The organism is Roseateles hydrophilus (assembly GCF_026712245.1).
Classification (GTDB): domain Bacteria; phylum Pseudomonadota; class Gammaproteobacteria; order Burkholderiales; family Burkholderiaceae_C; genus Pelomonas; species Pelomonas hydrophilus.
This window is the reverse complement of record NZ_JAPPUY010000005.1, coordinates 20,917-40,702: the sequence shown is the minus strand read 5'-3', so window position 1 is coordinate 40,702 and position 19,786 is coordinate 20,917. Positions and strand designations below refer to the sequence as shown.

Genomic DNA, 19,786 nt, shown 5'->3' with positions numbered 1-19,786 from the left:
GACCGCGCCGTTGAAGTTGACCTCGTAAAAGTCGAGGCGGTCGTCGTACTGCTCCCGGTCGCTGAGCAGGAGGTCGACGAAGTGATCGTGGACCTGCTCGCGGGTGTTCAGAGGTGCCCATAAGTCACCATATCGCCAGTGTCAACACAGTGGCAGATTCGATCCAACCTCTACGACAGAGCGTATTTCGTGCCCACCTCCCAGACCGGCTGCATCAACGCTAGCAGCGAAGCCGGTATGCGCTCATCTCCTTGAGCCTTTGCCAGGGTTTCATGCATCGCATCGGCGATGCGCTCCAACACCGCGCGCGGCCTGACCACGCCGCAGACCTCTGTGCCGAATTGGAGCAACTCCTCGGTCGTCGGGTACGCCTTGCTGTGGTGCTTGCCGGCGAACAGCTTCAGGGCCATCGTGCGATCGGTTTGCTCCTCATCGCCGACGAAGCGGGTGTAGGTGTAGACCGCCGTCGTCACGACGTCGAACAGCGGCGACAGCCGCGGCGTGCCATCCCGCTGAATCAGCACGCCGAAGTTTTTCAGGTGCGCATCTCCATTGCGTACCATCACGCTCAGTGCCACCTGCTCGAAGAACCGCTGGAGATCCTCGCCCGGCAGCTGCAGGTACCGCAACAGCTCGCCGATGCGTTGGTAGCTCCCGCGGTACTTGCGTTCGGACAGCACATCGCGAACGCGCAGGTTCATCAGCGAGGCAATGTCTTCAAAACCCAGGCGCTCGATCTGGCCATCTGGTCGAGGGTTCAGGTCAAAGCGATCGACGATCAGCATCTGGCCGTCATGGGACAGTTCGAAGCCAGGCGTCGGTATCTGCGCCTTCTTCGCCGCCGACAAACACAGGAACTCGTTCGCTGCCAGGCCCGCATAAGCTGCGGACGCTACCTTCACGATCACCGACGGGATGGGCACGGTTGCCCGATCGGCCACCATGATCTTGGGCTGCACGCCCGCAATGCCGACACCTGAACTCAAATACGCCCGCACCAGGTCTTCGTACAGCTCTGGTGTGAAAGGCAGCGCCAACAACGATTCCCGTTCGATGTGGGTCGGCGCGGAAGTTGGCGCAGCGCCTGGCAACGTGTAGCCCAGGTTGCCGATACCGTTCTGCCCCATCATCGCCAGCAGGTGCATGGGCTGCAGCTGATGCTTCGGGAACATCATGCTCAACCGCAGTAGCAACTCGCCCTCGGGCAAGGACTGGTCCATCACGGCGAAAAGCGCGCCGTCCTGCCAGGTCGGCTGCTCGCGCGCCGGCATAAGCAGCGCAACGCTCGGCTGATCGGGATCCGGCGTGGCATACCGGAATTCATAGTTCGAGGTCTTGAGCAACTGACCCGCCGCTCGTCCGTCGATGGACACCTCCAGCGCCCGGATCTTGTCAGGCAAAGCCATCACTCGTCCTCATCGTCCAGGCCGAATCGGGCTTGAACCTGGCTCAATGTCGGACGCCCCGCCGGTTCCAGGCGCAGCGTCAGCTTCAGGACCGCCAAGACCGCAAACAGCGAGCTCAAAGATGTTTCCTTGCCCGCTTCCAGCCGGTAGATCACGTCGCGAACGCGGCCCGATTGGCTTGCCAGCTCTGTGATGCTCAGGCCCATGGCCAGCCGTGCGGCTCGGATTGCCGCCCCGAGTTCTGTCGCCAAACGAATTTCGTCGTTCATGAGCGACATGATGCCAGATTCTACCGGGAATATGAGTCGCAACGTCGTCCATAAAAGACGCATCAAGCCGTTGGCACAACTGGAGGGCCTGAAGGCCCTCAGTGATCCTGTCCCGACTCGGCTGTCCGCCGTGGCACGCTGAGTAACCCGCGCATCTCAGCCTGTCCGGGCTGTGGACTTACACCACGCGCTGGGACATCACCGGCAGCATCAACGCGCACCTCGTGCAGGCGTCGACCAACGACCCGAGCCGCTTGCATCACACCGCAACGAATTCGACCGACGACTTGCTGTTCCGTGTCGGGTCCCGCGAGTACCGAGCGTACGAGCCTGGAAAGGACCCAACGCCCATCCACTTGCCAAACAAAGTGCAAGTCCCCAGCGCTGGCGGCGGGACCGTCACTGTTGTGGAGGACGATGACGAGGCCGTGCCTGCGCCCGAAGTGACCTTGGCGGGGTCGAGCCAGTTCGCGCTTGAAAAGGACCTGCAACGCTACTTGTCGGACAACCTCCACATCATCGAGCCAGGCCTGACGCTGTTCCAAGACGAAGACATTAGCAAACGCAGCGCGCTGCGTGAGCTACTGCTCTTTGGGCCATGTCGGTAGTTGTCCTGGCGCTGGCCTCCCGAGCCAGTACAAGCATCGTCCGGTCAAGGCTCGATCTTCAACGCCACGTCAACCGAAGCCGTCGCGGGCGTCTTGTTGGACCACAGCCAGCAGTGAACCTGCTCGGCCTGTACTTGCAAGGTCTGCGCTGCCTCCTTGACCTCCGTGAGCTTGGCTGGATAGATCGTCTCCTTGCCCAGGTGGTAGTGGATGTTGAAGTTCATCGCCGCGCTGCCCTGAAACGACCAGGCGATCTTCTGACCCGGCTTGAGCTTTGCGCAGACCTCGACAAACTTGGTCGGTTGAACTTCCGCCTTGTGCGTGAACTGCCCGTTGGCATCCCACTGGACGTCGACGATGTGCCCCGACGCAATTGCGCTCAAGGGCACCAACAACAGAGCCGCGACGCCCGCGACAGGCTTGATCAGGGTGCTCAGCACCTTCACTGCACGACCTTCAACTCGGTCACGACGAACTTGCCACCCTCGTTGGCAGCCTTGAACTGGATGCGCGTGCCAGGCTGCAGCTTGTCCAGCATGGCCTTGTCGCGCACCTGGAAGACCATCGTCATGGCGGGCATGTCCAGGCTCTTGATGTCGGCGTGCTTGAGCGTCACCTTGCCGGCTTCGCGATCGACCTTGCGCACTTCGGCGTCGGTCATGTCTGAGCTGGCCGCTGGCGCACTGGCTTGTGCGGACGGCGCGCCAGGGGTGGCGGCCCATGCTGCCGGGCTGAGCAAGCCGACGGTGAGCATCGTTGCGGCGAACAGGCCGAGACGGCGTTGGTTGTTGCGGTTCATGTCAGTTCCTTTCGGGGATGTGAAGCGGGGGATGCGGCGGCTTGAGGCGTGCGTCATTTGGCGCTGACCAGAATCTTGCCGACCATGCCGGCCTGGTAGTGGCCGGCGATCAGGCAGGCGAAGTCGAACTCGCCGGCGCGGTTGAAGGTCCAGACGATCTCGCCCTTCTTGCCCGGGTCGACATGCGCCATGTAGGGCTCGTCGTGTTCCATGTTCGGGAACTTGAGCATCAGCGCGGCGTGCTCGTCGAGTTCCTTCTTTGTGCCAATGACCAGCTCGTGGAGCATCTTGCCGTCGTTCTGCACGACGAAGCGGATGGTCTCGCCCAGCTTGACCTCCACGCGATCCGGTGTGAAGCGCATGTTGTCGGTCATCTTCAACGTGACGGTGCGGGTGACTGCCTTGGCGTCACCCGCAATGCCCCAAGGCTTTTGTTCCTTCTTCACCTGGGTCGCAGGCTTGCCGTGCTTCTCGTTGCCGTGTGCCCAGGCCGAGCCGCTGAGTGCGGTAAGCGAGAGCACGACCGCGATGACGATTTGCTTCATGGTTGTCTTCATGTGGGGTGATGAACGAGTTCTCAGTTGCTGCCGTGGCCGCCGCTGGGCTTGCGGATCTTGACCTCGACATCGGTTTTCGGGCGCTGGACCGGCGGCATCAAGCCCGGGCTTTCCGACTGGAAGCGCGCGGCGTCTGGCAGGCTGCCCTTGAACTCGTACGCCACGGTGCCGGCGGGGTGCTGGTACCAGCCCGGATCGCTGTAGTCGCCCTTCTTCTGGCCCTTGCGCACCTTGACGACGCTGAACATGCCGCCCATGCCCACGGCGCCGAAGGGGCCCTGGCCGGCCATCATGGGCGCGGTGTTGTCGGGCAGTGGCATGTCCATCTCGGTCATGTCCTTCATGCCGCGCTCGCCCATCACCATGTAGTCGGGCACCAACTTGCGGATCTTGCTTGCGACACCGGTGTGGTCCACGCCGATCATGGTCGGCACGTCGTGGCCCATGGCGTTCATCGTGTGGTGGCTCTTGTGGCAGTGGAAGGCCCAGTCCCCCTCTTCATCGGCCAGGAAGTCGATCTGCCGCATCTGGCCCACTGCCACGTCTGTGGTGATCTCGGGCCAGCGCGCGCTCTTCGGCGTGGGGCCGCCGTCGGTGCCGGTGATGAGGAACTCATGCCCGTGCAGGTGGATGGGATGGTTGGTCATCGTCAGGTTGCCGATGCGGATGCGCACCTTGTCCTTGAAGCCGACGACCAGCGGGTCGATGCCCGGGAAGATGCGGCTGTTCCAGCTCCACAGGTTGAAGTCCAGCATCGTCATGATCTTGGGCGTGGCCGCGCCCGGATCGATGTCGTAGGCATTGAGCAGGAAGCAGAAGTCGCGGTCCACCTCGTCGATGAGCGGATGCTTGCCCTTCGGGTGAGTGACCCAGAAGCCCATCATCCCCATCGCCATCTGCACCATCTCGTCGGCGTGCGGGTGGTACATGAAGGTGCCGGGCCGGCGCGCCACAAATTCGTAGACGAATGTCTTGCCGGGCGGGATGCCGGGCTGGTTCAGGCCGGTAACACCGTCCATGCCGTTGGGCAGACGCTGGCCATGCCAGTGGATGCTGGTCAGCTCGCCGAGCTTGTTGGTGACGAAAAGGCGCACACGGTCGCCTTCGACCACCTCGATGGTCGGGCCCGGGCTCTGGCCGTTGTAGCCCCACAGGTGCGCCTTGAATCCGGGCGCCATCTCGCGCACCACGGGTTCCGCCACCAGGTGGAACTCCTTGACGCCCTTGTTCATGCGCCATGGCAAGGTCCAGCCGTTCAGCGTGACCACGGGGTTGTAGGGCCGGCCCGTGTTGGGAACCAGGGGCGGCATGGTGTCGGGCTTGTCCTGCATCACCGGTTCGGGCAAGGCGGCCATGGCCACCTTGCTGACGGAGGCCATCGAGGCGGCTGCAGTGATCGCACCGGCACCGCCCAGGAGAGAGCGACGATTGAGAGACATGTCAGTTCCTTGGGAAGCTTCAGTGACCAGCGCCTGCTTCGGCGCTGGCGGCGCCGGCAGATGCGGTCGGCATGGAGAGGGAGGCGCGGCCGATCAGCGCGGCGTCGAGATCCGCCTTGGCGAGCCAGAAATCACGCAGCGCGTCGATGGACGCATTGACGCTGCTGATCTGAGAGCGCGCGTCGGCGAGCAGCTCGAACACCCCGATCAGCATGCCGTTGTAGCGAAGCACCTGCTCCTCGGAGATGCGCTTTTTCAAAGGCACGATCTCGTCCCGGTGATGACGGGCGATGTCGTAGCTGGCGCGGTAGTTGCCGTAGGCCTCGCGGACCTCCGAGCGGGCGTTGATCGCCGTCGCTGCGGCCTGATGCAGGGACTGCATGTAGAGACCCTCGGCCTTGGCAGTGCGCGCGCCGCCCCAGTCGAATAGTGGCAGCTCCAGGCCGACCTCCCAGCCGGTCTGGCGTGGCGCTTCGTTCGACGTGTTGCGGACGAGGCCCAGTTCGAAAACGCTGATGAAGCGCGTCACCCGGGTCAGCCGCAGGTTCTTCGCCGTTTGTTCGGCCGACAGACGCGCCGCCTGCACATCGAGACGCTGGCTCAGAGCCTGGTGCTCGATGTCCGGCTGGTCCTTGGGCGCGTCCGGCAGGTCCGGCAGGCGCTCGGGGAGCTTGAAGGCCAGCTGCTCGCCCCACAGCCCGAGCAGACGGGCCAGGCGCTCACGGGCGGAGCGATGGATCTGCTCTGAGCGGGCCAGGCCAAGCGCTGCATCGGCGTAGAAGCCCTGCTCGCGCAGGCGCATCAGCGCGCTGACGTTGCCGGCCTGCTGCAGCCGGCGAGCCAGCTCGGCGCTGGCCTCCGCGGCCTCCTGCACCTGATGCATGTAGCGCAGGCTCTCGCCAGCTGCCACGGCCTGCACCCAGGCCTTGCGCGTGTCGGCGGCAAGGGTCAGCACATCCATCGCCACTTCACGCTGGACCGACTGCAGCCGGCGCTCCTCGAGCCGGCTGACCAGCGGCAGCGTCAGCAAGCGGGCGAGGTTGACATGCAGCCCCCGCTCCAGCTCGACCTCGTCGCCCTTGGTGAGGCGGCCAAAGCTGAACCCGGGGTTGGGCAGCCTGGACGCCTGGCTGACTTCGGCCTCGGTGATGCCCAGCTGTTGCAGCCGCGCCTGCAGGTTGCGGTTGTTCAGCAGCGCGATCTGCACTGCGGCGTCGACACCGAGGGGTTGGCGTAGCAGCTCCGCCACCTTGCCGTTTGTGCGAGTCAGGTCTTCGGGAGAGCGATCGACCGTCAGCGTTTGATCGGTGTGCGTCTTGGTCAGCGACTGCACATTCTTGAGCGCCGCGCCGCGCTCCACGGAAGCGCATCCCGCCAGCACGGCGACGGCCAGCAGGGAAAGGGGAAGTCGGAATCGTGTCATGGGTGGGGCTCCTTCAACGGGGCGCATGGCCTTCATGGCCCTTTGCAGCGGGAGCGGGTTTTGCGACTTGGGAAGCCGGGGAGGCAGGGGCGGCCGGGCCTGCCGGCCGGTCATCCGCCTCCGCTTTCTCGCGGGCGTAAGCCCGCCATCCACCGGCCTGGTTGGCCTTCTCGTTGGCTTGCCGCCACGACACAGGCGGCGTTTCCTGGATGGGGCGGTAGCGGGCGAGCGCGCTGGAGTATTGAACCGCTGGCACGCTGGCTCGCGAATCGGTGGGGTCGGCCGGACCGGCCTTTGCGGTGGCCGTCTGCGCCTGCGCAGGCAAGATGGCCGCGCACAGGATCAAGCTCAAGCTCAAGCTCATGGCCGCGGCGCAGGATGGCTTGGCCGCGCGGACGTCAGAACGCCCGTCGTTCGGTGAGAAGCGGGACATAGATTCCTCTCGGGAAAGTAGATCGAAGTGCCGCCGGCAGCCCCTGCCGATTCAGCAGGCGCACGGGGTCACGCGGTCGAACAGGGCCAGCTCGCGGATGGGCGCTCAGGCACATCCGCTAGGTCGACTCAGGAGTGGCTTCGAGGGGGGCGATCAATGCGGTCGATCCGGCCGCCCACGGCAAGGTAGCGGATGTCCTGCAATACCGTATCGGCGTTGAACGCCGTCGCCAGCGTGGGTGACCCGGCATGGGGCATTGCAGCGCCGCAGCACGGCGCGCACTTCATGCACTTGGTGGCTGGTGACACGTCCGCCTTGCTCGAGCTGTGTTCACCATCGGCCAGCATTGCACCCGACACTTCATGCGCCACGGCAAGCGTGATGACCGCGTGCGCGTGGTGATGGTCTGAAGCGCTGTCCGCCGCGTGGTGATGCTCACCCGATTCGGTACCCGAATGCGCTGGGCCGCAGGCCATGTCGCCGGCAGCCGCCAGCCCCTTGAGGGGCAAAGCCAGGATCAGCAGGCTGATCAGGAAGCAGCGAAGCGTTGCGCGCATCCAGAAACTCTATCTCAGCCGGCGGCTGCTGAACACGGGATGGTCGTAACGACCAGGCTGCATGCCAGACCAGTTCACCGTCTGCGGCACCAAGCGGCCACCCAGCCTTCAGCTCACCCCGTATGCCCGTCCTTCAGCAGGCGCTCCAGGCGGGCGACTTCGTTGCCGACGGCGGTGATCTGTCGACCGTCCTTGGCAGTGAGAACCTCGCCTCGCTTGAGGTAAACCGCGCGGCCAAAAGCGTCTTCCTTCGCCATCTTTCCGTCCTTGAAGATGTGGAGCGTCGAGCCATCACGAAGCTCGACGGACGCCTGGACAGCGTTGGCCAGTGCGTCGCTTGCTTGGGCCTGAGCGGCCATGCCCGCGAGCGCGACGGCGACAGTTGCAGAGATCAGGAAGGTCTTCATGGTGGGGTCCTTTCAAAGGCGTGCCTTGTGCACACAATTGACTCTAGAAAAACCTCACCAACACCAAGGCCACGGGCGCATTACAAGTTCGTCATCCAGCGCTCGTGGTCCCGGATGGCCACTCCAGGCCGATCTCTGTCCACCCGTTGTCCGACCGAGCGAAGACCCGCCCTCCGTGCATCACGGCAATCGCCCGCACGATGGCAAGGCCCAACCCCTGGTGACTGCCGGAATGCTGCCTGGCGCTGTCGCCACGCACGAAACGGTCGAACAGCCGTGGCAACAGCTCCGCTGGGATGCCGACCCCTGGATTGCGCACAGCCATGCGCACCTGGTCGCCGTGCGCGCCAATTTCGACGTGAATGGCGCCGCCATCCGCGGTGAACCGGGTGGCGTTGCCGACCAGGTTCACCAGGGCCCGGCGTATCAGCGTCGGGTTGGCGACCGCTCTTGCATCGCCCTCGATCAGCAGCCGAAGGTTCTGCTGATCCAGCAGCGGCTCGAAGTACTCCGCCACATGCTCAGCCTCCGCGCGAAGGTCCGTGGCACACAGTTGCTCCGCCAGCTCCCCTTTGTCCGCGCGCGCCAGAAACTGCATGTTGGTGACGAGACCCGCCAACTCCCGCAGCACCTCCAGATTCACTTGCAGCGTCTCTCGCAGCTCTGAGGCCGGGCGCTCCCGGTGCAGCGCTACTTCAGCACCCTGGATCATGGTCGCCAAAGGCGTGCGCAGCTCGTGGGCGACATCGGCACTGAAGCCCTCCAGCTGTTCGTAAGCCGCCTCGACCCGGTCGAGCGCGCGGTTGAAGGCGTGGACCAGCGTCTGAAGCTCAGTGGTTTCGACCGGGGACAGCCTCGCTGACAGCGATTGCGGGTTGAGCGCGGCCGCTTCCCGCGAGAGGCGCTGTACCGGCCGTAACGAACGCCACGCGATCGCCCCCGCCAACAGCACCGTCAACGCGACGCCTGCGCTGCATACCGTGGCCAAGCGAGCCCCATAGCGCCTCAGCAGCGCCTGTTGAGGGCGGGTGTCCACAGCAACGATCAGCTCGCGCGCGCTGAGCACCGCATCCGGCTGCAACAGCACGAGGCGGCCTTCCATGACGAGGCCATCCTCGCGAACCACCTCCATCAGGCCCGGGCGGCGATGGGTCGCGGGCCTCACGAGCGGCCGTTTCTGGCCGCCGTAGAGCAGGCCGCCGTCCGTGGACAGCAGCCAGATGCGGATCCGTCCGTCGCCAATCAACACGTCGTTGAGGTGATGCGTGAACGACTCCAGGTCCTGCGGCTGCTGCACTTCTTCCAGCAGGTGTCGCACGATGTCGACCTTGCCCTCCAGGTCTTGCGCTCGGGCATTGCCGATCTCTTCTTCCAGACCCTGATGCAGCAGTAAGGCGACGCTGGCAAACACGGCGATTGCGAGTGCAGCAAGGGCCAGGGTCAGTCGCAGCGCCATGGAGCGCGGTAGCAAATGGTTGCCGGGTGCGGACCCGCTCACTCACGCACCTCGAGCACATAGCCGACGCCACGCACCGTGTGCAGCAAGGGTGTTTCGAAGCCTTCGTCGAGCTTCGCGCGAAGTCGCCGGACCGCCACATCAATGACATTGGTCTCGCTGTCGAAATGCAGGTCCCACACCTGCTCAGCCAGCACGGTGCGGGACAACACCTCGCCGTGACGACGCATCAACAGCGTCAGCAGACCAAACTCCTTCGGCGTGAGGTCAAGGCGCTTGCCCGCGCGCGTGACCTTGCGGCGGGCCAGATCCACCTCCAGATCACCAAGGCGCATCAGCGTCGAGGCCTGCGCCGAGACCGACGACCCGCGGCGCAACAACGCCTCGACCCGGGCCAGCAGTTCAGAGAACGCGAACGGCTTGACCAGATAGTCGTCGGCACCGCCTTTGAGACCCTGGACGCGGTCCTCCACCTTGTCGCGGGCAGTGAGCATCAGCACAGGCGTCTGCTTTTGCGCACGCAAGTCGCGCAGGACGCCGAAGCCGTCGATCCCAGGCAGCATCACGTCCAGCAGCACGAGGTCGTACTCGCCCTCCAGCGCCATGTGTCGGCCATCAATGCCGTCATGGGTGACATCGACCACATAGCCGTTTTCTGACAGTCCTTTTCGGAGGTACTCCGCCAAGCGGACCTCATCTTCGATCACCAGGATTCGCATGGCGCCAAGTGTGACGCAGGGTCACAAGTCGGTGAAGGTTTTGAACATTACAGAACTGTCATGTTCAAGTGGGCTTGATGTTCCTCCGGCCTCACTAAAGTGGTTTCCGTGTGCTCCGACGCTGGCTGCGAAGGGGGATGCTCCCCCGGACTGCCCTGTTGTATGAAGGAAAAGCCGCCATGAAACTCCGCATCATTTCCCTGGCCGTCGCGCTGTCCAGCGCTTTCGCTGCATTGCCATGGTCCGCGATGGCCGCCAACGACACTCCGGCGGCCAGCGCCCCGGCAGGCGCTGCCTACGCCGTTGGCGAGGTCAAGAAGATCGATGTCAGCCAAGGCAAGATCACGCTCAAGCACGGTCCGATCGACAACCTCGGCATGCCTGGCATGACGATGGTGTTTCGCGCCGATCCGGCAGTGCTCGGGAGCGTGAAGGTCGGTGACCAAGTCAAGTTCAAGGCCGACAAGGTCGACGGCTCGATCAAGGTCACCGAGCTGTTGAAAGCACCCTAACGCGCTTCGCCACTGCGCCACCTGCGCATCGCCAAGTCACCTCCCGACACGCGCCAGCAACCCCAACCCAGAGTAACGACTGATGAAGCTCCGCACTTTCACCGCCATGGTCACCCTTTGCGCGGCCAGCAGCATGGCCTTCGCCGGTGGCACCCACGCCGGCGGCCACGGGCATGACAAAGGTGGCGACAACGCCATCGGCGTGCCAGGCAAACCCGCCTTGGTCACGCGCACCGTGGATGTGGACATGACCGACGGCATGCGTTTCAACCCGGCCAGCATTGAGGTGAAGCAAGGCGAGACGGTCCGCTTCCGAATCAAGAACTCCGGCAAGCTCAAGCACGAGTTCGTGCTCGGCACTGACAAGGAACTCAAGGAGCACTACCAGCAGATGCTCAAGTTCCCGGAGATGGAGCATGAAGACCCGAACATGATCACGCTGGCTGGCGGCAAGACCGGCGAGGTGGTCTGGCAGTTCACGAAGGCCGGCAAGGTCGACTTCGCCTGCTTGCAGCCCGGCCACTACGACGCTGGCATGAAGGGCGCGGTCACCGTCGCCAAAGGCGGTGGCAAACCCGCCTCCAAGAGCGCCAAGGCGGCTGACGGCCACGACCACAAGCACTGATGGCGGGCATCAAGATGAATCGCCGCCGCATCCTCAAATCCAGTGTGGGCATCGCCGTGGCGTTGTCCTTGCCAGCGCTCGCGAGCGCCAAGCCTGCCAAGGTCGAGGTCTGGAAGTCTCCTGACTGCGGCTGCTGCAAGACCTGGCTCAAGCACCTGGAGGCCCAGGGCATCGGCGTTGGAACGATCCACGACATCGGCAACGCTGGTGCGCGCCAGGCCTTGGGCATCCCCGTCAAGCTGGGCTCATGCCACACGGCAAAGATCGAAGGCTATGCCATCGAAGGGCATGTGCCTGCGCGCGAGATCAAGCGCTTGCTAAAGGAGAAGCCCGCGGCCATCGGCTTGGCCGTGCCAGGCATGCCCCTGGGCAGCCCCGGCATGGATGGCCCCGACTTCGACAACCAGACGCAGCCCTACGACGTGCTGCTCGTGCTCAAGGACGGCAGCACCCGCGTGTACCAGTCCTACTTCCGTTGAGCCTCTCGGAAGGAATCCTCGTGGACGCCAAGACCCTTCTTTTCCGCCCTGGTCGTGACTCAGATTCAGCCCGCGCGGCGATTGCAGCGTCGTTCGGTCCGGCAAGTACGTTTGTAGATATGACCTGAGCGTCTGCACCGCCTGCCGGATTCCCGCCTCATGCCGCGCCCGATGCGCTGGCAGGGGGCGGTTCCGGCTGACGCGGGCGTCTTGAGCGGGTTTCGCCGGGACCGTGCCTTGCCGCCTGTGCGACGCGGAATCCTCCGCGTTCAAGGAGCATCCCATGGCTCACCAACTGCATGCAACCTGCATCGCAGCATGCGACCAATGCGCTGTCGCGTGTCACCACTGTTCAACTGCATGCCTTCAAGAGCAGGACGTCAAGATGATGGCGCGCTGCATCGCGCTCGACATGGACTGCGCGGCCATCTGCCAACTCGCTTCAGCGGCGATGGCGCGGGGCAGTGAACACGTTCAGGCGATCTGCGCACTGTGCGCTGACATCTGCGACGCGTGCGCCGACGAGTGCGGCAAGCACACGATGGACCATTGCCTGGCCTGCGCCGAAGCTTGCCGTCGTTGTGCACAGGAATGCCGTCGCATGGCGCAGTCCCCGCGGGCAACGGTACGGTCGACCAGCGAGCACGGGCATTGACGTGCTGAACCTGCCACCCGCCTTGGCGCCTATCGCGCAATGAGCATGGCTGGCGCTCTGGTCGCTGACCTCCTTCCAAGCGGAGACCTTTCAGTGATGCGGCGTTCATCCAGCGAGCATTCGGTTTTCAAAACCCCACCGAAGGGACGCATGGTTCTTCCCCGCCACATCGGCTTCATCCCGGACGGGAACCGTCGCTGGGCGACAAGCAAGACGCTTCCCAAAGAGGCCGGCTACGCGCACGGCATCGCGCCGGGCCTGGGCTTGTTCGAGCAGTGTCAGCAACTCGGCGTGGAAGAAGTCTCCGTGTACGGCTTCACGCAGGACAACACCCGCCGGCCCAGTGTGCAGACCGAGCATTTCCGATCTGCCCGCGTTGCGTTCGCGCTGGAAGTCGCCCGTCGCGGCGCTGCGCTGCTGGTGGTCGGTGATGACCGTTCACCGGTGTTCCCGCCCGAGCTCAAGCCCTTCAGGCAACGATGCAGCGGCGGCATCAAGGTCAACTTCCTCGTCAACTACGGCTGGGAGTGGGATCTCGACGGGCTGCGCACCGGCCAGCTGCAATCCGATCAGGTCTCCAGGATGGAACTGATCGTCCGGTGGGGCGGTGGTCGCCGGCTGAGCGGCTTCCTGCCGGTGCAGTCGGTCTATGCGGACATCTATGTCGTCGATGAGCTGTGGCCGGATTTCCAGCCGTCTCATCTCGACGATGCGCTTGCGTGGTTCCAGCGGCAGGACCGCACGCGGGGCGGCTGAGTCTGGTCGCCCCTCAAGACCCTGCTGACCGGAGGGGTTAGCGCAGAGACTGCTGGACCTTGCCACGGGGGGAAGCTTCAAAGTGGCGCCACTGGATGCCAGGAACGTTTTTGTAGGAGATGGACATGGTTGCTTTTGAAGTGAAGGACATGACGTGTGGCCACTGCGTCAGCATGATTACGAAGGCCGTCAAGTTCTTGGACGGTGACGCGCAGGTCGCCATCGACCTGGCGAGCAAGCGGGTTCAGATCGAATCTCGCGCCGCCGACGAGGCGGAACTCAAGACCGCCATCGAAGAGGCGGGCTACACCCCAACGCCCGTTGCTGCAGTCGCAGCCGAGCCGCCGCAGAAGGCAGCCGGCAGCTGCTGCGGGTGCAGCCGCTGAGACCCGCCACGCTGGCGTATTGCAGTTCTAACGGAGCGACCCCATGGATCCACACCGCCACGATCACGCCAGCCATGACAAGCATCCGGCGGAGCCCACTGGAGCGCGGGAGTACAGCTGCCCCATGCATCCGGAGGTCCGTCAAGACACGCCCGGTGACTGTCCCAAGTGCGGCATGCACCTGGCAGCCGTTGGTGGCGACGTGCCGGAGTCGCAGCACGCTCACTCGCACCACCACCACGGGCATGGCACGTCTACTCACGCGGTGCATGGATCTGCTCACGCACCCCAGCAGCGTGACCCGCTGGACGCCAGAACGCCGCCAGCGAACCTGCGACCGACGGCGGCCGCAGTCGCAAGTCCGAGCGAAGCGAACAGTCCGGGCGCGATCTACACCTGCCCAATGCACCCGGAGATCCGCCAGGACCATCCGGGCAACTGCCCCAAATGCGGCATGACGCTGGAGCCGCTCATCCCCGAAGCGACGGCGGATGACGACAACCCTGAACTGCGCGACTTCTCGCGCCGCTTCTGGTGGACTCTGCCGCTGACGGTCGTCATCACGACGCTCGCGATGGCCGGCCATCGCCTGGGCTGGATGGCACCGGCCACACAAAGCTGGGTTGAACTGCTGCTGTCCTTGCCCGTCGTCCTGTGGGCGGGCTGGCCATTCTTCGTGAGGTGCGCGCAGTCGATGCTCCATCGCAGTCCCAACATGTGGACGCTCATCGGCATCGGCACGGGTGCTGCGTTCATCTACAGCGTGGTGGCGACAATCGCGCCGCAGCTGTTCCCGATCAGCTTCGTGGCGCATGGCCGCGTCGGTGTCTATTACGAGGCGGCGGCGGTCATCATCTCCCTGACCCTGTTGGGTCAGATGCTGGAGTTGCGGGCCCGTTCACAGACCTCGGCAGCCATCAAGTCGTTGCTGAACCTCGCGCCGAAGACGGCCCGCCGGATCGAACCTGACGGCTCCGAGGCCGACGTGCCGCTGACGCATGTCCATGTGGGCGACCGTCTGCGCATCCGCCCGGGCGAGAAGGTGCCGGTGGACGGCGTGGTCATCGAAGGCTCCAGTGCCATCGATGAAGCGATGCTGACGGGTGAGCCGGTGCCGGTCACCAAGCGACCGGGCGACAAGGTCATCGGCGCCACCATCAACACCTCCGGCTCGCTGGTGATGCGCTCCGAGCGCGTGGGCTCGCAGACCATGTTGTCGCAGATCGTCCAGATGGTCTCCCAGGCCCAGCGCTCCAAGGCACCCATGCAACGCATGGCGGATCAGGTCGCTGGCTGGTTCGTGCTCGTGGTTGTCGGCATCGCCCTGGCGTCGTTGTTCGGCTGGGGACTGTTTGGTGGCGACCAGGGGTGGCAGTTCGGCATGATCAACGCCGTGTCGGTGCTCATCATTGCCTGCCCTTGCGCGCTCGGGCTGGCAACGCCGATGTCGATCATGGTGGCCACGGGCAAGGCGGCCACGCAGGGGATCCTGTTTCGGGACGCCTCCGCCATCGAGCACTTCCGGCGTGTCGACACGATGATCGTGGACAAGACGGGCACCTTGACGGAAGGCAAGCCGGCGTTTGACCGCGCCGTTCCGGTTCCTGGGCAGTCCGAAGACGAAGTGCTGCGCCTCGCCGCCAGCCTGGACCAGGGCAGCGAGCATCCGCTGGCTCAGGCGATCGTCGCGGCGGCACACGACCGCAAGCTGTCCCTGTCGGCGGCCATCGACTTCGAGTCGTCGACTGGCATCGGTGTACGCGGCCAGGTCGACGGTCGCCAGATCGCTTTGGGAAACACCGCCCTGATGGAGCAGGACGGCGTCGACGTGGCCACGCTTAGCGGCATGGCGGAAGCGCTGCGCCAGCAGGGCAGCAGCGTCATGTTCCTGGCCGGCGATGGCCAATTGCTCGGATTGCTGGCGGTGTCGGACCCGATCAAGCAGAGCACGCCGGAGGCGGTACAGAGCTTGCATGACGCCGGGATGCGCGTGGTGATGGCCACGGGCGATGGCCTGACCACGGCCCGGTCGGTCGCCCAGCAGCTTGGCATCGACGACGTACACGGTGAAGTCAAACCTGCGGACAAGCTGGCGCTGGTCGAGCGGCTGCAGCGCGAAGGCAGAGTCGTCGGCATGGCGGGCGATGGCATCAACGACGCTCCGGCGCTGGCCAAGGCCGATGTCGGCGTCGCGATGGGCACGGGTACCGACGTGGCCATGAACAGCGCGCAGGTCACCCTCGTCAAGGGCGATCTGCGCGGCATTGCCCGGGCGCGAGAAATCTCTCAGGCGACGGTGGCCAACATGCGGCAGAACCTGTTGTTTGCCTTCGTCTACAACGGCCTGGGCGTGCCGCTTGCCGCCGGCCTGCTGTACCCGTTCACCGGCTGGCTGCTGTCGCCCATGATTGCGGCGCTGGCCATGAGCCTTTCATCGGTGAGTGTCGTGGCGAACTCGCTGCGATTGCGGGCGACGACTTGATGCCACTTCCCCTGCACGGTTGAGCCTTTCCTGGGGACCTGGGCCCCATCACCGGCAGATGGCGACCGTCTTGAAACCAGCAACAGGAGTTCGACATGGATCATCAAGCTCACCACCCCGCCCAATCCGGCAAGCACGGCACCGCTCACGACGGTTCGTCGGCACGCGCCTATTGGATGTTTGCGCTCAACCTCGCGTTGAGCCTGATCCCGATGTACCTCGCCATGTTCACCATGATCGACGGCGGGCGTGACTACCGGAACAACGTGAACATGCTCTACATGGCGCTGACGATGCTCGCCCCGATGGGGGTGATCATGCTGGCAACGATGGGCAAGATGTACGGCAACAAGCCGCTGAACCTTGCGCTCTATGCCGGCCTGACGGTCCTGTTCTTCGCCTCACTGCTGGCAACGCGCCGCCAGGCTCTGGTTGACGACCGGCAGTTCATCGACTCGATGATTCCCCACCATTCCGGAGCGATCCTCATGTGCCGGGAAGCAAACCTTGCCGACCCGGAGCTTCTGACGCTCTGCGGTGAGATCGTCAAAGCGCAACGCGCAGAGATTGAGCAGATGGAAGTGATCGCCGCACGCTTGCGTGCGTCGAAATGAACCTTCCCTGGCGGCAGATGTCTATTGGCGCTTCAATCTGACAAAGCCGCAACCTGCGCACTCGCAGCGGTCATGCCCGCTTCATAGGCTTCCATCCGCTGGTGACGCCAGAACGCATCCACTAGGGGATGCCGGAAACATTGCGGCCCCTGAAGGTGATTGCATCTGCGTGGTGATGACCTCGGGCCAGCTGTGCTTCCATTGCAATGGTGGCTGCAAGCCTAAAAAAAATGTACGAACCCCTTGACCCTCCAATCATGGCAAGCTTGAGACTTCCGTTCACGAGTTGGCACGCCAGCCGACCAGGAAGGAAGACATGAACTCTCTTGCTCAAACCCCGCCATCGGCAGACGTTCGCCGCTGGTCGTTCCCGATCTCCGGGATGACCTGCGCGTCCTGCGTCGCCCGCGTTGAAAAGGCGCTCGTCAAGGTGCCTGGCGTCCGCGAAGCCAGTGTCAACCTGGCGACCGAGGCGGCAGCCGTTGAGGCTGCACCTGAAGTCGATCTCGGCGTACTGCGAGCCGCCGTCGAGAAGGCCGGCTACGAAGTGCCCGAGCAGGCACTGAGCCTGCAAATCGAAGGTATGACCTGCGCGTCCTGCGTCGCCCGCGTCGAGAAAGCGCTGTTGAAGGTTCCCGGCGTGATTGCGGCCGAGGTGAATCTGGCGACAGAGCAAGCCCAAGTCCGCTTGGCTGCCAGGGAGATCGACATGGGCGCGGTACTGCGCGCCGTCGAGCGGGCCGGCTATGCCGCGCGCGCAGTGACCGAGTCCGGCGCTGTGACCGAAGGCGCTGCCGAGGCTGCGCCCAACAGGCATCGTCTTCCCGAATGGTGGCCCGTCGCGGTCGCCGGCGTGCTGTCGGCCCCGCTGGTGCTGCCCATGTTCACGGCCTTGTTCGGCCTGCCTTGGATGTTGCCCGGCTGGCTGCAGCTTTTGCTCGCGACGCCCGTCCAGTTCTGGCTGGGCGCGCGCTTCTATCGGGCCGGCTGGAAGGCGCTGCGCGCGGGTGCCGGCAACATGGACCTGCTGGTCGCCTTGGGCACCTCCGCTGGCTATGGTCTCAGTGTCTACCAGCTCTTGGTGCACGGCGAGCACGCCATGCACCAGCTGTACTTTGAGGCATCGGCCGTGGTCATCACGCTGGTGCTGCTGGGCAAATGGCTGGAGGGGCGCGCCAAGCGCCAGACGACCGAGGCGATCCGCGCGCTGCAGGCATTGCGGCCGGACCGCGCCCGCGTGCGCCGCGACGGGACCGATGTGGATGTGGCCCTTGCAGACGTTCGTGTCGGCGATCTGGTCGTTGTCAGGCCTGGCGAGCGCGTGCCCGTTGATGGCGAAGTCGTCGAGGGTGCCAGCGAGATCGACGAGTCCATGATCACCGGGGAGAGCCTGCCGGTCCCCAAGCACCCGGGTGACCGGGCGACGGGCGGGTCGGTCAACGCCGAGGGCTTGCTGCTCATTCGGACCTTGGCCGTGGGAGCCGAGTCCACCTTGGCCAGGATCGTCCGCCTCGTCGAGTCGGCGCAGGCCAAGAAGGCGCCTATCCAGAGACTGGTCGACCGCGTCAGCGCGGTCTTCGTCCCGGTGGTCATCGGCATCGCGTTGGTGACGCTGCTCGGTTGGGGACTGGGCACCGGTGACTGGGAAGGAGCCATCCTCAACGCCGTCGCGGTGCTGGTGATTGCCTGCCCCTGTGCCCTCGGCCTGGCCACGCCGACCGCGATCATGGCCGGTACCGGCGTCGCGGCGCGTCATGGCGTCCTCATCAAGGATGCCGAAGCGCTGGAGGTGGCGCACGGCGTCGGGGTCGTCGCTTTCGACAAGACCGGCACGCTGACTGAAGGCAAGCCGGAGCTCGTGGCCTTTGAGGCGGTGGACGGCAACGACGCTGGATTGCTGGGGGCAAGCGCGGCGATTCAGGCGAATAGCGAGCATCCGCTGGCTCGCGCGGTCATGGGCGCCGCGAAGCGGGAGCGTGTCGGCGTGCCTATGGCCAGTGAAGTCCGGGCCGTTGCCGGACGCGGCATGGCGGCAGTCGTACGCCAGCGCCAGCTGAGGCTGGGCAGCAGTCGCTACATGCAGGAGCTGGGTGTCGACCTGACTGCGTTGGAGGCGCGTGCGCAGGCGTTGCGGGCGAGCGGTAGAACCGTGTCGTGGCTGGCGGACGTGGGGGACAAACCGCAGCTGATCGGTCTGCTGGCCTTCGCAGATGCGCCGAAGGCGTCGGCGGCACGCGCGGTTCAGGAACTGCACCGGCTGGGCATCAGAACCGTCATGCTGACCGGGGACAACCAGGGCAGCGCCGATTCGGTCGGCCAGCAGTTGGGCATCGTTGAGATCCGCGCCGAGGTGCTCCCTGAAGACAAGGCCGAGATCGTCACCGCGTTGAAGAACGGTGGCCACCGGGTGGCCATGGTCGGTGACGGCATCAACGACGCGCCGGCGTTGGCGGCGGCCGATGTCGGCATCGCGATGTCCACCGGCACCGATGTGGCCATGCATGCCGCTGGCATCACACTCATCCGTGGCGACCCGGCGCTCGTCGCCGATGCGATCGACATCTCACGGCGCACTTACGCCAAGATTCGCCAGAACTTGTTCTGGGCCTTCGTCTACAACGTCATCGGAATCCCGCTCGCGGCCTTCGGGCTGCTCAGCCCCGTGGTGGCCGCTGCCGCTATGGCCTTTAGCAGTGTGAGCGTCGTCACCAACGCGCTGATGCTGCGCAGCTGGAAAGGGAGTCAGCAATGAGCACCGCCACCTCGCATACCGACGGCCCCTTCAACATCGGGGAGGCCGCGGCACGCTCCGGCGTGTCGGCCAAGATGGTGCGCCATTACGAGTCGCTCGGGTTGCTGCCCAAGGTGGGCCGCACCGATTCCGGGTACCGGCAGTACACCGGCAAGGAAATCCACACGCTGCGCTTCGTCAGGCGAGCACGCGACCTGGGTTTCAGCATGGCGGAGATCGCCGAGCTGCTGAAGCTTTGGCAGGACCGCCGCCGGGCGAGCGCCAATGTCAAGCGAATAGCCCTCACGCATGTGGCAGACCTGGACCGGCGCATGAAAGAGCTTGAGGCCATGAAGCGCACGCTGGAGCGCTTGGCCGACTGCTGCCACGGCGATCAGCGGCCGGATTGCCCGATCCTGGATGAGCTCGCTGATTGAACTTACCAGCGGGAGCGTTGATTGCCGGCGATGGGC

At 64.7% G+C, this 19,786-nt stretch carries 22 protein-coding genes; 11 read left to right on the top strand and 11 right to left on the bottom strand.

Features of this window, described 5'->3' with window-relative positions; all coding sequences use genetic code 11:
* Nucleotides 1-170 precede the first annotated feature (170 nt).
* Nucleotides 171-1,406 (bottom strand): type II toxin-antitoxin system HipA family toxin, encoded by a 1,236-nt coding sequence (locus tag NYO99_RS18090; RefSeq protein ID WP_479685368.1) that lies wholly within the window; start codon nucleotides 1,404-1,406, stop codon nucleotides 171-173.
* Nucleotides 1,406-1,684: a helix-turn-helix domain-containing protein gene (locus NYO99_RS18085; protein ID WP_268168672.1), complete on the bottom strand. Its 279-nt coding sequence runs from the start codon at nucleotides 1,682-1,684 to the stop codon at nucleotides 1,406-1,408. Before NYO99_RS18085 ends, NYO99_RS18090 begins: the two co-directional genes overlap by 1 nt.
* A 245-nt stretch (nucleotides 1,685-1,929) precedes the next feature.
* On the opposite strand from NYO99_RS18085, the gene NYO99_RS18080 reads away from it, so the two are divergent.
* Nucleotides 1,930-2,283 (top strand): PDDEXK family nuclease, encoded by a 354-nt coding sequence (locus NYO99_RS18080; protein WP_268168671.1) that lies wholly within the window; start codon nucleotides 1,930-1,932, stop codon nucleotides 2,281-2,283.
* 44 nt (nucleotides 2,284-2,327) lie between these two features.
* On the opposite strand, the gene NYO99_RS18075 is transcribed toward NYO99_RS18080, so the two are convergent.
* The 9 genes from NYO99_RS18075 to NYO99_RS18035 form a co-directional block, all read right to left on the bottom strand.
* Nucleotides 2,328-2,729 carry a hypothetical protein gene (locus tag NYO99_RS18075; protein WP_268168670.1) on the bottom strand — a complete coding sequence of 134 codons (402 nt, stop codon included), beginning with the start codon at nucleotides 2,727-2,729 and terminating at the stop codon, nucleotides 2,328-2,330.
* The gene (locus tag NYO99_RS18070; RefSeq protein ID WP_268168669.1) at nucleotides 2,726-3,082 is read right to left on the bottom strand and encodes a copper-binding protein; all 357 of its coding nucleotides are present in this window, start codon (nucleotides 3,080-3,082) and stop codon (nucleotides 2,726-2,728) included. Before NYO99_RS18070 ends, NYO99_RS18075 begins: the two co-directional genes overlap by 4 nt.
* 53 nt (nucleotides 3,083-3,135) lie before the next feature.
* Nucleotides 3,136-3,627 carry a cupredoxin domain-containing protein gene (locus tag NYO99_RS18065; RefSeq protein ID WP_268168668.1) on the bottom strand — a complete coding sequence of 164 codons (492 nt, stop codon included), beginning with the start codon at nucleotides 3,625-3,627 and terminating at the stop codon, nucleotides 3,136-3,138.
* 32 nt (nucleotides 3,628-3,659) lie between these two features.
* Entirely contained in the window at nucleotides 3,660-5,078 is a 1,419-nt protein-coding gene (locus NYO99_RS18060) for a multicopper oxidase family protein (protein WP_268168667.1), read from the bottom strand.
* Nucleotides 5,079-5,097: 19 nt separating this feature from the next.
* Nucleotides 5,098-6,615 carry a TolC family protein gene (locus NYO99_RS18055; protein WP_268168666.1) on the bottom strand — a complete coding sequence of 506 codons (1,518 nt, stop codon included), beginning with the start codon at nucleotides 6,613-6,615 and terminating at the stop codon, nucleotides 5,098-5,100.
* Between the two features lie 447 nt (nucleotides 6,616-7,062).
* Complete coding sequence (locus NYO99_RS18050) at nucleotides 7,063-7,491, bottom strand: hypothetical protein (RefSeq protein WP_268168665.1); 429 nt, start codon at nucleotides 7,489-7,491, stop codon at nucleotides 7,063-7,065.
* 113 nt (nucleotides 7,492-7,604) lie between these two features.
* The gene (locus tag NYO99_RS18045) at nucleotides 7,605-7,898 is read right to left on the bottom strand and encodes a CopK family periplasmic copper-binding protein (RefSeq protein WP_268168664.1); all 294 of its coding nucleotides are present in this window, start codon (nucleotides 7,896-7,898) and stop codon (nucleotides 7,605-7,607) included.
* Between the two features lie 91 nt (nucleotides 7,899-7,989).
* Entirely contained in the window at nucleotides 7,990-9,354 is a 1,365-nt protein-coding gene (locus NYO99_RS18040; RefSeq protein ID WP_268168663.1) for a heavy metal sensor histidine kinase, read from the bottom strand.
* Nucleotides 9,355-9,392: 38 nt separating this feature from the next.
* Nucleotides 9,393-10,073 (bottom strand): heavy metal response regulator transcription factor, encoded by a 681-nt coding sequence (locus NYO99_RS18035; RefSeq protein ID WP_268168662.1) that lies wholly within the window; start codon nucleotides 10,071-10,073, stop codon nucleotides 9,393-9,395.
* A gap of 179 nt (nucleotides 10,074-10,252) precedes the next feature.
* Here NYO99_RS18035 and NYO99_RS18030 point away from each other — a divergent pair, with 179 nt between their 5' ends.
* The 10 genes from NYO99_RS18030 (at nucleotide 10,253) to cueR (ending at nucleotide 19,750) form a co-directional block, all read left to right on the top strand.
* Nucleotides 10,253-10,585 carry a copper-binding protein gene (locus NYO99_RS18030; RefSeq protein WP_268168661.1) on the top strand — a complete coding sequence of 111 codons (333 nt, stop codon included), beginning with the start codon at nucleotides 10,253-10,255 and terminating at the stop codon, nucleotides 10,583-10,585.
* Between the two features lie 82 nt (nucleotides 10,586-10,667).
* Nucleotides 10,668-11,210: a cupredoxin domain-containing protein gene (locus NYO99_RS18025; protein WP_268168660.1), complete on the top strand. Its 543-nt coding sequence runs from the start codon at nucleotides 10,668-10,670 to the stop codon at nucleotides 11,208-11,210.
* A complete protein-coding gene (locus NYO99_RS18020; RefSeq protein WP_268168659.1) occupies nucleotides 11,210-11,689 on the top strand; it encodes a DUF411 domain-containing protein in 480 nt (159 codons plus the stop codon). The genes NYO99_RS18025 and NYO99_RS18020 overlap by 1 nt, the downstream gene beginning before the upstream one ends.
* Nucleotides 11,690-11,972: 283 nt before the next feature.
* Nucleotides 11,973-12,344 (top strand): four-helix bundle copper-binding protein, encoded by a 372-nt coding sequence (locus tag NYO99_RS18015; RefSeq protein ID WP_268168658.1) that lies wholly within the window; start codon nucleotides 11,973-11,975, stop codon nucleotides 12,342-12,344.
* 150 nt (nucleotides 12,345-12,494) lie between these two features.
* The gene (locus tag NYO99_RS18010; RefSeq protein WP_268168656.1) at nucleotides 12,495-13,100 is read left to right on the top strand and encodes an undecaprenyl diphosphate synthase family protein; all 606 of its coding nucleotides are present in this window, start codon (nucleotides 12,495-12,497) and stop codon (nucleotides 13,098-13,100) included.
* A 125-nt stretch (nucleotides 13,101-13,225) separates the two neighbouring features.
* Nucleotides 13,226-13,486 (top strand): heavy-metal-associated domain-containing protein, encoded by a 261-nt coding sequence (locus NYO99_RS18005; RefSeq protein ID WP_268168655.1) that lies wholly within the window; start codon nucleotides 13,226-13,228, stop codon nucleotides 13,484-13,486.
* A 43-nt stretch (nucleotides 13,487-13,529) separates the two neighbouring features.
* Nucleotides 13,530-15,968, top strand: coding sequence for a copper-transporting P-type ATPase (locus NYO99_RS18000; RefSeq protein WP_422395517.1), 2,439 nt, complete (start codon nucleotides 13,530-13,532; stop codon nucleotides 15,966-15,968).
* 95 nt (nucleotides 15,969-16,063) lie between these two features.
* Nucleotides 16,064-16,582, top strand: coding sequence for a DUF305 domain-containing protein (locus tag NYO99_RS17995; RefSeq protein ID WP_268168653.1), 519 nt, complete (start codon nucleotides 16,064-16,066; stop codon nucleotides 16,580-16,582).
* Nucleotides 16,583-16,898: 316 nt separating this feature from the next.
* Entirely contained in the window at nucleotides 16,899-19,334 is a 2,436-nt protein-coding gene (locus tag NYO99_RS17990) for a heavy metal translocating P-type ATPase (protein WP_268168652.1), read from the top strand.
* The gene (cueR, locus tag NYO99_RS17985; protein ID WP_133611119.1) at nucleotides 19,331-19,750 is read left to right on the top strand and encodes a Cu(I)-responsive transcriptional regulator; all 420 of its coding nucleotides are present in this window, start codon (nucleotides 19,331-19,333) and stop codon (nucleotides 19,748-19,750) included. The genes NYO99_RS17990 and cueR overlap by 4 nt, the downstream gene beginning before the upstream one ends.
* Nucleotides 19,751-19,786: the final 36 nt, after the last annotated feature.